This window comes from Sphingobacterium sp. UBA3549, from assembly GCF_002376635.1.
Lineage (GTDB): Bacteria > Bacteroidota > Bacteroidia > Sphingobacteriales > Sphingobacteriaceae > Sphingobacterium.
In genome coordinates, this window is the sequence record NZ_DFOE01000037.1 from 534,840 (window position 1) to 550,028 (window position 15,189).

The window sequence follows — 15,189 nt, forward strand, 5'->3', positions numbered from 1 at the left end:
AGGCACTTTGTTGTCTGGCCTACTTTTTATTTTCTAGCGTATGAACAAATAACCAGTAAGAGTTTCTCGCCACTTTAACAATATTAAAAAGGGATTCCAAACGGGGAGTAAAGTCCTGAACAGTTGGCGAGCAGGAAGAACTGGGGAAATTAAATTTGAGATTCCAAATTATAAAATTTAAAGATGAAGAAAGTTGCAACGGTTGTTTTTTTTGTACTGTTCTGTCAGGTATTGTTCGCCGAACAGATTGTGAAGGAATTTAGCTTTGGTGATACTAAAAAACAGCGGGCTGTAATTGCGCTAAAGGAAGCCCTCCCGTATACGGAGGCCAAAGGGTATGGCTTTGAGTTTTTTACAGAGAAAAATGTAAGAATCGATCGAAAGAGTAAACATCTTTTTAGCGATAAACCATTCTACTTTTCTGTGAAAGTTCCTGAAGGGAATTACAAAATTACGATTAGTTACGATGGCTTAAGCGATAAACCCTACCAGAGCACGGTGCGGTCAGAATCGCGTCGGTTACAAATAGAAAATCAGGAAGTAGTGCCAAATAAATGCGTACAGAAAACGTTCATTGTACATCTCAAAGATCCCAAGATCTCATCAGGCGGAAGGGTGGAATTGAAGAAGCCCCGGGAGCAGCAAAAGTTAGACTGGGATGATAAGTTGACTTTGGAGTTTCAGCAAACGAATTGTATTTCGGCTATTCGCATTGAAGCGATGAGCAATGTCACAACGGTCTTTTTAGCAGGAAATTCTACGGTCGTGAATCAAGAAGATGAGCCATGGGCTTCTTGGGGACAGATGATTCCCCGCTTTTTCGATGCAGGCGTTGCTATTGCTAATCATGCCGAATCTGGGTTAGCATTAAGTTCGTTTTTATCCTCAAGAAGATTGGAGAAAATTTTATCTGTAGCCAAAAAGGGAGATTATCTATTTATCGAATTTGGGCACAATGATCAAAAGCAAAAGGGAGAAGCTGCTGGAGCATATAAAGGTTACAGTGAAAGATTGCGTTATTTTGTCAATGAATTTAGAGCAAAGGGTGGTATTCCCGTTATTCTCACTTCGACAGCACGACGTTTATTTGATCAACAGGGAAATTTAGTTCATACTTTAGGAGACTTTCCAGATGCTGCACGTAAAGTTGCGGCAGAACTTCAAGTCCCTTTGATCGACCTTAATAACAAGACCAGTATATTTTATGAAGCATTGGGCGTTGAAGGTTCCAAGAAAGCATTTGTTCACTATCCCGCTTCTACTTTCCCAAATCAGGAAAATGCATTGGCTGATAATACCCATTTTAACCCGTATGGTGCTTATGAGATTGCAAAAATGGTATTAATGGGAATTAAAGAAAATAAGCTTGTTATTTCCGGTAATATGGTAGATTTTAACGGGTTTGATCCATACCACCCCGATGATTTTAAGACTTGGTATTGGCCTCCAAGTTTGATCAATAGTGTTATAAAGCCAGATGGCAATTAGTTTTCTATAATATCGTATTAAAGCCGAACAACATATTTGTTCGGCTTTTTTAATGGCAGAATGACGTATCCAAGCAGGATAGAGCAGGTTGGCAAAAATTTGTTTTAGATATATATTTGTTACACCAATTATGAACCGCAAAAAGACAAACTTTCGCGTCATAAAACTTATTGTTTGAGCTCTCTGATCTAGAATTTGCCGTAATTCGTTATTAACCCAATTGCTGACCTAATACATTTGCTATGTTATCATCCAAATTTAACCTGTTTTGGATTGCACTATTGACGACGATAGTTTCGTGTCGGAAAGAAGCCTTTGACGCCTATTATGGAAGACCAGATTGGCTTGCAAGCCCAATTTACCAACAGCTCGATTCGATGGGCGATTTTAAAACGTATTTGAGCTGTATTGAATTGTCAGGTTATAAGAATACACTTGGAACTGCAGGATCATGGACGGTTTTTGCTCCCACAGATCAAGCTTTTGATCAGTTTATGCAGGAAAATGGTATTAGTAATGTATCAAAGATTGATGCACAACTGGCCGAGAAGATTGTGCGTTCTTCGATGATTTATGATGGTGAGCGGCTGGAGAAGTTGAACGATTATTTTTCAGCAAAAGGCTGGCAACAGGGTTTTGCTTTCCGACGCCGGTCTGTGTACTATGACTTTGTCGAGAAAGAAGATGTAGGGAACGGAAAAATTAGACGGTTTATCTCAACAAATCGTGGCCCTAATATAGCTTATGCCATTTCCGACAACAATAATAAACATATTAGTTATTTTTTTAAGGATTACATGAGCCAACGTGGTTTAGGAGCTATGGATTACCAATCATTTTATCCAACGAGTGTCTACACGGGATTGAATATCGGAGCTGCTCAAATTGATCCTAAACGAAGTAATATCGCTGCAGAGAATGGCTATATCCATGTCGTCGATAAAGTTTTGGTCGCCGACAAAAGTATCGATCAGTACCTTCGTGACAATAAGAGTTATTCAGCCTTTAAATCAATTCTAGATTTCTTCAGCACCTATACGTACAATGCAGAGATTACGCGAAAAAATGAGGTCCTAACAGGCGAAAAAGATTCTGTATTTGTTAAGAGTTATACTGGAATTGGCTTGACAGTCAACAATGAAAATTATGCGAAGGAAGATCCCAACGACGCACAAACCAATAATATTTCGATCACAGTGCCGAACAATGAGGCGGTTAGTAATTATGCTAAACGTGTATTATTAAAATATTACCCTCAAGGGACAACATTAAAAGATCTTTTTTATACCAATCCTACTGTCTTGACGGAATTTGTAAATTCTCATTTGTACAATACACAGGTTTGGCCATCCCAATTTGCTCAAGCACAAAACTTTGTCGGTGAATTTTCTAAAGTGACAACCGCAAATATCAAAGAAATGAAAATGTTGAGTAATGGGACATTTTATGGTACAGATGCCTGTCAGGCCGCCAATGTTTTCCATTCCGTATATGGCAATGTGTTATTGGATCCTAAGTATAGTTTTATGCGTCGCGCATTGGAGCGTATGAGCATGAATCTAACGCTGAAAATCCCAACGATCCGTTATATGCTGATCTTAGTATCAGATAAGAAGTTATATGAAATGGGGTTTGACTATGATTCTTATAATACCTCAGATCCAATTCGGTTTAATGGTGGAAATGGTACTCCAGAAATGCGGGAGGTGCTGATGTCTCATATTATTCCCTTAGGAAATGATCCTATCCCTGATTTGTCTGGAAACGGAATCCTGGAAAGTTATGCAGGCGAATATGTGAAATTTTCACAGATGAAGATGTCCTCCAGCGGAACAATGGATATCGAATCCGGACCACAGCAAATTCCTGTGGACTCCATTAATATAGGAAATCAACTCTCAGGACCATTAAATGGAGTTGCAGTCTATCTCAATGGAGGATTGACTTCTTCTAATACCAATATCGGCTTCTTTCTCAAAAAGTTGGGAGCTGATCAAGCCGCCTCTCCATTTAATTCATTCTATAAATATCTAACTGCAAATGCACTGTATTCTGCCACGGATGGCGTTATAAAAGGAGTGGAACTAGGGTTAAACTATACCATGTTAATCCCGAATAATGCAGCAATAGCGAGTGCCGTTGCAAATGGTGATTTACCGAGTTCGATAGCCCCAACGGCGCAAGCAGACATTGACAAAGTAACGCGATTTATTCAATACCATATTACGCGCAATTCATTTGCTATCGACGGTAAAAAAACAGGGTACTTCCAGTCGCTTTGTAAAAATGTTGAAGGTGACGCGCAATCCATGCAGGTGTCTGTCAATCAAATAAATAAGTTGCAGGTGGTCGATAATCTAAACCGTACCATCGATGCTGATGTCGACCAAAGCAATCAGCTGGGGCAGCGCGTATTGATTCATTCTCTCAAAGGGTATTTAAAGCATGGCCTGTAATCTAAACGAATTGATGATGAAACAGATAACGAATTTAATATTAATAGGCTGTATGGCGTTGTTGCTTTTCTGTAGCCGAAAGACATATGCGCAGACAAATGGGGTTCTGCTGACCGGTAAGGTGACGGAAAAAGGAACTAAACAGCCGATCGTGGGTGCAACAGTTGTGTTAAAAGATAATGATAACCGCACAATTGTAGGAACGACTACAGATGTTGAGGGTAACTATAGTCTTAGAGCTAGGACGCAAGGCTTGAAACTAGCGGTTTCATACACGGGGTATAAATCTTCAGGCACTATCACCGTAGGGGATAGGAAAACGATCAATGTGCAGATGGAATCGACAAATAATGTGATTGATGAGGTTGTTATCTCGAAGTCCAAACCTGTCAATGACGGAACTGGCATGGGGATTTCGAAAGAACGAAATACAGCTGCAATTTCAACCATCAGTATGGATGAGCTGTCCGAAATGCAATCTGTATCTGTCGATCAAGCCTTGCAGGGAAGGCTGCCGGGTGTGGATATCACAACGGTATCAGGAGATCCCGGAGCTGGGATGCAGATCCGCATCCGAGGAACATCTTCGTTAAACGGAGCAACAGATCCATTAATTGTGGTTGATGGGATGCCTTATGACATAACTATTCCAGACGATTTTAACTTCGCAACCTCTGATGATAATGCGTATGGGCAACTTTTAAATATAGCCCCATCTGATATTCAGGATATCTCGGTATTGAAAGATGCTGCCGCAACTGCTGTTTGGGGATCGCGTGGAGCAAATGGAGTATTGGTTATTACAACTAAACGCGGTACTGTAAGCGCTCCAACATTGGGATATACCTTCAAAGGATCTGTTTCAAAGCAACCCGAATCGATTCCGTTATTGAATGGTGATCAGTACTCGACCTTATTATCCGAAGAATTCTACAACGCAGGTAAGGTTTTTTCTACGACAGACAATGCCCAGCAGTTCCAGTATGATCCAAACAATACCTATATCTATCACAACTACAGTAATAATTCCAACTGGGTAGATGCCATTACTCAATTGGGCTATTTTCAAGATCATAATCTCCAGGTGCGTGGGGGGGGCGAAAAGGCACGTTATTTGGCCTCAATAGGTTACTTTAATCAAGAAGGAACAACGATTGCTACAGGTTTAAACCGTCTATCTGCCCGGATCAATCTAGATTATGTCGTTTCTGAGCGAATCGGCTTTCAGGCGGACGTTTCTTATAGTCACGTTGACAACGATAATCTATATCATTCCAATGTGCGGGATATTGCCTATCGCAAAATGCCCAATCAGGCCATTTGGGAATATGATGAGTACGGTAATCCAACAGGTAATCTTTTTAATCCCTCTACCTCGGCCCAAGGTTATTATCCTGGCACCTATAATCCCCTATCCATGGTTAACAATTCGATCGCCAAACAATTGGGAGATATCTTACAAACGCGGTTTAATGTGGATTATAAGTTAATACCGAATACATTACGCTTTGTGAGTACGCTAGCTTTGAATATTAAAAACAACAAAACCAAACTCTTTCTACCTCAGTTGGCAACAGGTCGGCCGTTTACAGAAAATACGGTGAATAGGGCATCGGACTCGGATTTGGACGAATTTTCACTCAGCACAAATACCCGACTTCTATTTACGCCCGTACTAGGTGAAAACCACCAGCTCACGGCCAATCTATCTTTCCTGACTTCAGATTATCGCTATACAATACAAGGACTTAGCTCGACAAATACGGCATCTTCTTATCTGCAGGATCCAAGTGTACCGTCGCGGACTCTGACAGGATATGCCCAATCAGTTTCGTCGCAATCTCGTTCAGTCGGAGCTTTGATGCAGGCGAACTATATGCTCAACAAGAAATATGTTTTTGCCGCAAGTCTGCGTGGTGATGGCAACTCAAAATTTGGCCCTGATAATCGGTATGGACTATTTCCTGCATTCTCGGCCGCTTGGCAGATCGGAAGGGAAAATTTCTTGAAAGATGTTAAAGCCATCAAAGATATCAAGCTAAGGGCGAGCTGGGGACGCAGCGGCAATGCTCCTCGCCGTGATTATACTTATATCAATGTATACAGCACCAATGACTATGCCTATTTGGATGAGAACGGGGTCTATTCGAAAAATATAGAATTGTCGGATTTGAAATGGGAAACCGTGACACAGCAGAATTTGGGTATGGATGTAGAGCTGTTCGACTACCGTTTGATGTTTGGCGGGGAGATTTATAAAAATAGAACCACAGATCTGATGATGGACAATATCCAGATTCCGACCTACACCGGGTACAGTGGGTTGTCAATGAATGTAGGAACGATGGACAATGACGGTTGGGAGGCAAATCTCACCGTGGTGCCCATTCGCAGTAAAAAGTGGGATGTGAGTTTTACTTTTAATATAGCACATAATCAGAATGTGATCCGGGAGATATCACCGCTTTATCCCCGCGAAAATGCCAAATCATCATTAAGGAATAAAGCGTTTTTCACCTATTTCCAGGAGAATAATCCGTATGGATCTTTCTATGGCTTCCGCTATTTGGGCGTTTACAAGGATCAAGAAGCAACCATTGCAAAAGATGCACAAGGGAATGCCATTTCGAGTCCCGATGGAGAGACAATTTATATGCGTTTTAATTACCCTACGGTCGATTATGTATTCCAGGCAGGAGATGCTATGTATGAAGACATCAACCATGATGGTGTAATTGACCAAAAGGATATTGTCTATTTGGGCAATAGCAATCCGAAGCTTACTGGCGGATTTGGATTTAATGTGGGATATAATAAACGATTGAAATTAAGCGCTTTTTTTAACTATCGACAAGGGTCTCAAATTATTAATGGAACTAAAATGAATACGACAGATATGCTTGGGTATAACAACCAAAGTACAGCTGTATTGCGCAGATGGCGTAAAGAGGGCGACGTAACCGATATTCCGCGAGCTTTGTTTGGCACTGGATATAATTCTTTAGGATCAAGCCGATATGTCGAAGACGCCTCATTTTTACGGCTTCGCACAGTCACTCTGAAATATGATTTTGCGAAAGAATTCTTACAACGGCTTCATATCGAGGGGCTGGGAGCTTATGTGACAGTAGAAAATATTTTTACGTTAACGAAGTATACCGGTCAAGATCCTGATGTGGCCGTAAAGTTAAAGGATGCATTCACTGTCTTAATGGATAATTCAATGACACCACCATTAAAAACAATTACACTAGGCATTACAGCACGTTTTTAAAACAAGGTTATGAAAGCAACAATCTTATGGAGTTTAATTGCTGCAGGTAGCATTTTACTCAATTCTTGTAATAAATGGCTGGATTTACAGCCGCAGGATGGAATCACCAGGGCAGAATTTTGGAAAACAAAGGAAGATGTCCATGCCGCCTTAATTGGGATTTATTCTTCCCTTAATTCGGGTGCTGTGGAACAGCAGTTGTTTACTTGGGGCGAACTGCGTGCCGATCTGGTAGCCTTGACCACTTATGCAAGCGATGACAACCGTTTAGTAAAAAATTATAATATTTTAAGCACCAATGTGATTGCAGATTGGAGTGCTGTCTATACGGCGATAAACAATTGTAATCTTTTGATCGATTACGCAGGTCAGGCAAAACAGGCAGATCCTACTTTTTCAGATGCCGAATACAATACCGACTTGGGAGAAGCATTGGCTGTTCGCAGTTTTTTGTATTTCTATTTAGTACGTACTTTCCGGGATATCCCATTAAAACTAAAAGGCACGGCAAAAGATACAGATGTGGTTTCTGTAGGACAATCCAGTGCAGATGAGGTACTCAAACAAATCGAGAAAGATCTCTTGCAGGCATTAGACTGGGTCCCCGAATACCATGTAAGCAGTACCGTTTATAATGCAACAAATGCGGGCCGGGTGACCAGGCCGGCTGTACGGGCCATGTTGGCTGATCTCTATCTATGGATGGAGAAATACGATAAAGTAGAAGAACAAACGTCAAAAATTTTGGAAACCGGTCGATACAATTTAATTGGAGCTGCTCTTCCCGAGCTCTTTGATGGAGGTACGATGGAAACCATCTTGGAGCTGAGTCATAAAAACTCGAAAGAAAATCTTCTGTATAATCTTGGTGCGATTGCGCGCCGCCCCTATACCGCCAATGTCGATATCCTGAATAACGAAATTTTTCCGGCAAATGAGACCGTTGATATCGATTTGTCTGACAGCCGTGGTGAAGGGATTCTATATGGAGTATCAGGAGATATGCGAAAATACGGCACAGAATCACCTAGTTACTATAATTTTCAACTCTATCGGATATCCGATGTCATGTTGATGCGTGCAGAAGCATTAGCTGAATTGGGTCGCGGTGTAGAAGCATTGACACTTATTGAGGATTTGCGAACTAAACGTAAAGCCCTACAAGCTACAAATCCGAATATCGAAGCGACCGATTTGGACGGAATTATTTTGTTTGTCTTTGCTGAACGTGCTCGGGAACTGACATTCGAAGGTAAACGTTGGTTTGACCTTTTACGCCTGGCCAAAAAGGATAATTACGCCAATATCAATGTGCTCGTGGATCTGGTGACTAAAGTTGTTGATGCTAACGTTCGTCAATCTGCTATTAATAAAGTACGCGATGTGGATAGCCATTATCTTCCCATCCTAGAGACCGAACTCTTCAAAGATCCACGGTTGAAGCAAAACCCATTTTACCTAAAATAGATCATGATGAAAAGAAATTTTAGAAAACAGTATTGGCTGATCGGGACATGGTTTGTCTTGGTTATAGCGGTTACATTTGCCTGTCAAAAAGAAAAATATCGAATTTCTACCTCAGATGAAGTTAATATTACGGGCTATTTGGAGGCACATGAAACTGATTTTTCCTTATTGACCGAAATATTATACCGTTCGAAAACAGCTGGTTATCTTGGCGCCTACGGTACTTACACACTTTTTGCGCCCAATAATGAAAGTATCAACACTTGGATCAAGGCGAATGGAAAAGCAGCATTGAGTGATTTTACCGATGAGCAGCTATTGGATTTTGTCAAATACCATGTGGTTCGAGATACGGTAGGCAGTACGCGGTTTACCGATGGTAAAATAAAAACAGCAAGTTTACTGGGTGAATTTTTATACACAGATGTGCAAAATGGAGTCTATCGAATTAATAAATCGGCCAGAATTATCAGATCCAATATTAGCTGTGGTAACGGTATCATCCACTCCATTGATAAGGTATTAGTTCCACCAGCACAGAGCCTTGCTGAATTGATAGGAACAAATCCCCGTTATTCCATTTTCGCCGAGGCTTTAAAAGAGACGGGTTTTTATGATACGTTATCTTATCAACGAGGAGAATCTGTGGCGGATGGAAAGCGTTTTCAGACCGCAATTGTGGAGTCGGACTCTGTTCTGCGGTTACAAGGGATCACAAGCTATGCGGAAATGAAATCGGCTTATTCGCAAACTGGTGATGTGAAAAACCATAAAGATAGTTTGTGGCTATATGTAGCCTATCATTTAAGCAACGACATCAAGTTTTTGGAAGATATCGTTGCTGCAAATACAATTTATACTTTGGCTCCAAAAGAAATTATCTCGACAAAATTAGTAGGTGCACAAATTTTATTGAATGACGATGTATTTAATGGCGTTCATGAAGCCGGCGCCGAAATCAACAGGGTACAGAGTGATGTGCTGGCGTCCAATGGCGTCCTGCATGAAGCAAAACAAACCTTTAAGATCAAAGTTCGTCAACAGGTGCCTGTTTATTTTGATATTGCCACTTCTCCAGAGTTAACAAATGCATTGGGAAGTACCTATTTGAATAGCAATAAGGCATTGGTAGCCAATGGTGCAACGATAGCCAATTCTTTTGCCTTTAATAGTTTAACGGTTTCAACCATTGGTACGAACGGATATTACTATTACAAAGCTTTAGAAACGAAGCGTCCCTATGCAAATGGTGATCTTTTGAGTCTTTCGCTATGTGCAAACAATAGTGCGCGGGCAAAATGGATAGAATTTAAGACGCCATATCTCGTAAAAGGCCGCTATAAAGTGTGGATTTGTTATGCCCAGCATGGGGATGCACCTGAGATTCAGGCGACATTCAATCCTGGAAAAGGGGATGAACAGATCCTTCCCAATACGATCATATTGAATCAAAGTCTCACCGCATCAGGTGTAAGCGACCTCGCGAATGCAAACGCGGATAATCTGATGCTGGCACAAGGGTATAAGCGTTACATGGCAACTGTAGGCGATTTTAATCCAAATAATATTACCGGTGGACTCAAAGCAAAATCTGGCGGCGAAGCTCCTTTGAACGTGGGGCGTTTGGCTGGTATTATCAATGTGGAGACTACTGATCGACATATCTTCCGTTTTGAAGCGATCAAAGATAAAAAATGTGCTAATAATACGGTCTATCTGGACATGATCCAATTTATCCCTGCTGATGATCTCGAGCAAAATTATCCGAGATTCCATCAGCTTACAGGCGAGCTTTTTTATAGACCAAAATAATAAGATACACCATGATTAAAGCTATAATTTACAAAATTTATCTAGCCTTATTGGCTTTATTTTTACTGACTTCTTGTTCCAAAAATTGGGAGAATCATTTTGGTGGAAAAGATGCCGATGCGCAAAGAAACTTGTATGAAATTGTTGCACACCATCCTGAGTTTTCAACTTTTATGAACCTCCTCAACAAGTCAGGTTATGGTGAATCGTTGAAAGCATCGAAAAATTACACCTTGATTGTGCCGACGAATGAAGCAATTGCAGCAATACAGGATCAATACAATTTTTCTGATACAGCGGTGATCAAGAGTTTTGTTGGCTACCATATTATCAATTCGGTTTATAATGTGAATTCAGGAGCCGATACTGTAAAGGCATTAAACTTCCGAAATAAATATGTGGAGTTTACACATGGTACATTTGACGGTGTCGAACCGCTCCAGAGCAATCTAGTGGCGAGCAATGGACTATACCATGTGGTAGGTCGTCCCTTAAAACCTCTTCAGAATATTTTTAATCTTGTACACACTTTTTTTGCAGACACCAAACAAATTGAGGCCTTGAATTCCTTTGATACAGTGTCTACCGAAGGTGATATCCTATATTATAGGTACAGTCCGGTCTGGTACACGGAGGTACGTCGCAATATGACGACTGAAAATAGAAAACATACCTATTTCGTAGTGGACGATGAAAATTTTGAGACCGAGTATGCCAAGCTAAAACCATTCTATGCGACAGCTTATGAGGAGGGGAATACACACCGCCCCGACAGTACCACTGCTTTCTTTGCCAAAAAGGCACTATTACGCGATTTTATTGTAGCGGGAGAGTTGGGGATGGATCAATTGACAAATAATCTTATTTCGATAGCTGGAACAAAATTTAGCCTTGATCCTGCCCATATCATCTCGAGGACAAAGGCTAGTAATGGGGTCGTTTATCGTGTGAAGCGACTCGAGTTTGCACTAGCGGATCAGATCAAAGAGATCAAAGTATTGGGGACTAGGCCGATCGGTTACAAGCAGGCTGATAAGCGCTCAAATACATTTTTCAGGGACAAACGTGATAATGAGGGAAACCTTTACAATGATATTGAGGTGTATGATCATAAAGTAACTTCCTTTTATGTAAAGTATCGCGCTACAGGTATGAATGTAGCTAAATATAAAGTATACGGACGAGCAATTATGGGATTGGCTGGTGATCCGCAAACAGCAGCGTTTATCCAATATGTCTACTTTTTTGATCCAAAACTTATCTCGGTTAATGAGGCCGATGTATACAAACGCTCAGTCGTCAATAACTTGGGAGGAAACGATACGCGAATGACATTTGATGTACAGCCGCTCAATCACGGAGAAGTTTATTTAGGTGTGGTGACGCAAGACCAATATGGGAATCTGCCTTTGCTTGTGATGAGCAATGGTACTGGTCCTATTATTTTAGAATATCTCCGATTCGTCCCGATTATTCAATAACAAAGCAAAACGAAATGAGTTCGATCAAAATATATTATAAATTGGGTATTATCTTGTTTATTTCCACGTTGGGAGCGCACAGCACTTGGGCGCAACAAGATACTGCCGCCCGCAATATACAACCACAAGGTCAAGGTACCGCTGCTTATTCTGTTAAAGGTACGGTTTATGACAGCCAAACCAATAAACCTATTGCAGGTGCCCGTATCACATATGGCATTAGCGTAGCGAAATTGACAGATAGTAAAGGGAATTTCCGTTTGGAACTACCGGTTTCCAATGCAATCGTTGAAGTCTCGTTGGATGGATATATCGCCAAACAGGTACCAGTGCTGCTAGATGGAACCATGAAGGTGGTCTTATACCCTGAGGGGTACCGTTCTTTCTATAAAAAAACAGAGACAGTATTTGGTGATAATGGAGTTTTAAACAATACTGGCGCAGTCGATAAATTGGAACTCAATGCCTGGGAACAGAATTCTGAAACGGTCAATAGCTACCTGCAGGGTAAGCTGGCCGGAGTGCAAGTAACGCGACATTCAGGAACACCATCAATTGGTGGAAATCTCCATATTAGAGGGCTGCAATCATTATATTCCAATAATCAGCCCTTGTATATTGTTGATGGTATTGTATATCATGCGGAACATTTGAGTCCTTCTATAACCACAGGACATCTCAATAATGCCTTGCAGCATATTGATGTGCGTGATATTCAAGATGTCACGGTGTTGAAGGACGCAGTCTCCGCGAATATTTATGGCGCCAGATCCTCCAATGGAGTCGTGGTCATTAACACCAACCATTCAAAAGAGTTGGCCACACAGATTGATTTGCAGGCAACAACAAGCTATAATTTCCGTCCGAAAACTATTCCTGTCATGAAATCTTATGCCTATCGAAGTTATTTGAATGACTTGTTGGCAACGAGTACGTACAGCGGTGAGGAAATTGCCAATATGCCTTTCAATAATGATAACCCAAAATTCGATGAATATGCGAAGTATCATAATGAAACGGATTGGCAAAAAGAAGTGCTTAATAATACGGTCGACCAAAATTATTTTCTTCGCGTGACAGGCGGAGATAACATTGCACGCTATGCCTTGTCAGTAGGTTACAATAATGAACAAGGTGTTTTAGACAATACAAAGCAAAGTCGCTACACGGCACGTTTTAATGGCGATATGAACTTGACCAGGAAATTTACTGCTCAGACGAATATCTCCATAGGTTATGGGCAGCAAAACTTGAAGGATCAGGGGTTATCACCGAAGACCAACCCGCTGTTTCTTTCATTGATTAAGTCTCCATTTCTAAATACGCATGATATTGCTCCAGATGGTAGCATCTCACCGAATTATGCCGAAGCTGATTATTTCGGCTATTCTAATCCGATGCAACTTACACAAAATGGGATTAATAATAAAAAGGCATATCGATTCTTGGGCTCTTTGGTGTTCAACTATGCGTTCAATTCAAATTTTAAGTTAAGTAATTTGTCTACTGTAACCTATGACAAAGCGCAAGAGGATTTCTTTATTCCTAAAAAAGGAGTCGCGAAGGATACGATAAATAATATGGAAGTTTACAGTCGCCTGGGCGCGCAGGTGGCTCGTTACTATTCAATTTCAAATGATTTGCGTCTACAATACAATCAGGATTGGGGAACTCAAGCCCGTTTGGAAGCTAGTGGTGGATTCCGGTACCATAAGCATGATTCGGAACAAGATTATGCATTAGGCTATAATTCGGCCACCGATCAGCTGGTCAGTATTGGTAATTCGACACCGGCATCCCGTGTCTATGGCGGACATATTGGTAAATGGGCAAATATGACGGCCTATGCTTTAGGTAATTTTAGCTGGAAAAATACCTATATCTTAAATGCATCCATATCAATGGATGGATCTTCCCGCTTTGGAGATAAAGCAAAAGGAGGCTTGAAGCTTGCAGATAAGGTGTATGCAGTGTTTCCGGCCGTTGGAGCTGCCTGGTTATTGTCCAATGAGGATTTTTTGAAAGAAAATAGTACGGTGTCATTATGGAAACTTCGGGCGAGTTATGGAATTACAGGCAACGATGATATTGGCAATTATGACGCGCGGCAGAATTACATTTCCCAGAACTTCTTAGGTGTCCAGGGGCTTGTGCGCGATGGTGTAGCCAATCCTTATCTAAAATGGGAGAAAGTTGAAAAAATAAATGTTGGGACAGATCTTTCGTTGTTGAATGAACGCATCAATTTAGGCGTAGATATCTACCAAAACAAGACAAGTGATATGCTAGCCTATAATTCGGGGAATACTGTGTCTGGAATTAGTTACTACCTCTATAATAATGGCGCAATGCGTACACGCGGTATTGATTTTACGTTATTTGGACGTATGCTGACGGGTCCGGTCAAATGGGATGCATCATTGACACTAAGTCACTATAAAAGCACGATCACAGATCTTCCCGAAACATCGTATACACAGTATGCCGGTGGAACTTTTGTGAGCGAGAAAGGCGGCGCACCAAATGCCTTTTATGGGTACCAGTTCAACGGTATTTACCGTACCAGTGCTGAAGCTGCCGCTTCCGGACTGGCGATTTTAGATGCAACAGGCAATAAAATACCTTTCCAGGCAGGAGATGCTCGATTTACCGACCGTAATGGTGATAAGATCATTGATGATCGTGATCGAATGATCTTAAGTGATCCTAATCCAGATCTGGTGGGCGGATTAAATAACAGCCTGACCTATAAAAACTGGAAATTCGGTGCATTGGTGACGTTCAGCTTAGGCAATGATATTTATAACTATACACGGGCGCAACTAGAGTCGGGAAGTACATTTTACAATCAGACAGAACTATTACAAAATAGATGGCGGGCGGAGGGCCAGGAAACCGATGTACCTCGTGTCGCGCTCAACGATCCAATGGGAAATAGTCGATTTTCAAACCGATGGATAGAAGACGGCTCATATGTTCGGCTTCGTCAGCTTTCCGTTGAGTACGGTATTCCAGTCAATAAACGTATCATCAAATACGTCCGTCTATATGGTACTGCCAATAACGTGTTGACTTTAAGTAAATATTTGGGTTATGATCCTGAATTCGCGCAGTCTGCTGATGTGTTTCATCAAGGGGTTGATGTGACGCTGGAACCCATCGTTCGCTCTGTGCAGCTGGGATTGAGGATCGGTCTATAAAAATTTAATAT

At 41.2% G+C, this 15,189-nt stretch carries 7 protein-coding genes; all 7 read left to right on the plus strand.

From position 1 onward, the window contains the following. Nucleotides 1–183 precede the first annotated feature (183 nt). The 7 genes from B2W36_RS20900 (at nt 184) to B2W36_RS20930 (ending at nt 15,178) form a co-directional block, all read left to right on the plus strand. Complete coding sequence (locus tag B2W36_RS20900) at nt 184–1,488, plus strand: rhamnogalacturonan acetylesterase (RefSeq protein ID WP_293889425.1); 1,305 nt, start codon at nt 184–186, stop codon at nt 1,486–1,488. Between the two features lie 242 nt (nt 1,489–1,730). Beyond that, a complete protein-coding gene (locus tag B2W36_RS20905; protein WP_293889426.1) occupies nt 1,731–3,944 on the plus strand; it encodes a fasciclin domain-containing protein in 2,214 nt (737 codons plus the stop codon). 16 nt (nt 3,945–3,960) lie between these two features. Continuing rightward, a complete protein-coding gene (locus B2W36_RS20910; RefSeq protein ID WP_293889427.1) occupies nt 3,961–7,218 on the plus strand; it encodes a SusC/RagA family TonB-linked outer membrane protein in 3,258 nt (1,085 codons plus the stop codon). Between the two features lie 9 nt (nt 7,219–7,227). Further along, nucleotides 7,228–8,685: a RagB/SusD family nutrient uptake outer membrane protein gene (locus B2W36_RS20915; RefSeq protein ID WP_293882901.1), complete on the plus strand. Its 1,458-nt coding sequence runs from the start codon at nt 7,228–7,230 to the stop codon at nt 8,683–8,685. Between the two features lie 6 nt (nt 8,686–8,691). Then, nucleotides 8,692–10,497, plus strand: coding sequence for a fasciclin domain-containing protein (locus B2W36_RS20920; protein ID WP_293889428.1), 1,806 nt, complete (start codon nt 8,692–8,694; stop codon nt 10,495–10,497). Nucleotides 10,498–10,508: 11 nt separating this feature from the next. Beyond that, nucleotides 10,509–11,978, plus strand: a complete 1,470-nt coding sequence (locus B2W36_RS20925; RefSeq protein ID WP_293889429.1) for a fasciclin domain-containing protein — start codon at nt 10,509–10,511, stop codon at nt 11,976–11,978. Nucleotides 11,979–11,992: 14 nt separating this feature from the next. Next, the gene (locus tag B2W36_RS20930; protein WP_293889430.1) at nt 11,993–15,178 is read left to right on the plus strand and encodes a SusC/RagA family TonB-linked outer membrane protein; all 3,186 of its coding nucleotides are present in this window, start codon (nt 11,993–11,995) and stop codon (nt 15,176–15,178) included. The last annotated feature ends 11 nt before the right edge of the window (nt 15,179–15,189 follow it).

Coding starts and splice junctions, on each gene's coding strand:
- B2W36_RS20900 (WP_293889425.1), top strand. CDS start 184: ATGAAGAAAGTTGCAACGGTTGTTTTTTTTGTACTGTTCTGTCAGGTA.
- B2W36_RS20910 (WP_293889427.1), top strand. CDS start 3,961: ATGAAACAGATAACGAATTTAATATTAATAGGCTGTATGGCGTTGTTG.
- B2W36_RS20920 (WP_293889428.1), top strand. CDS start 8,692: ATGAAAAGAAATTTTAGAAAACAGTATTGGCTGATCGGGACATGGTTT.
- B2W36_RS20925 (WP_293889429.1), top strand. CDS start 10,509: ATGATTAAAGCTATAATTTACAAAATTTATCTAGCCTTATTGGCTTTA.
- B2W36_RS20915 (WP_293882901.1), top strand. CDS start 7,228: ATGAAAGCAACAATCTTATGGAGTTTAATTGCTGCAGGTAGCATTTTA.
- B2W36_RS20930 (WP_293889430.1), top strand. CDS start 11,993: ATGAGTTCGATCAAAATATATTATAAATTGGGTATTATCTTGTTTATT.
- B2W36_RS20905 (WP_293889426.1), top strand. CDS start 1,731: ATGTTATCATCCAAATTTAACCTGTTTTGGATTGCACTATTGACGACG.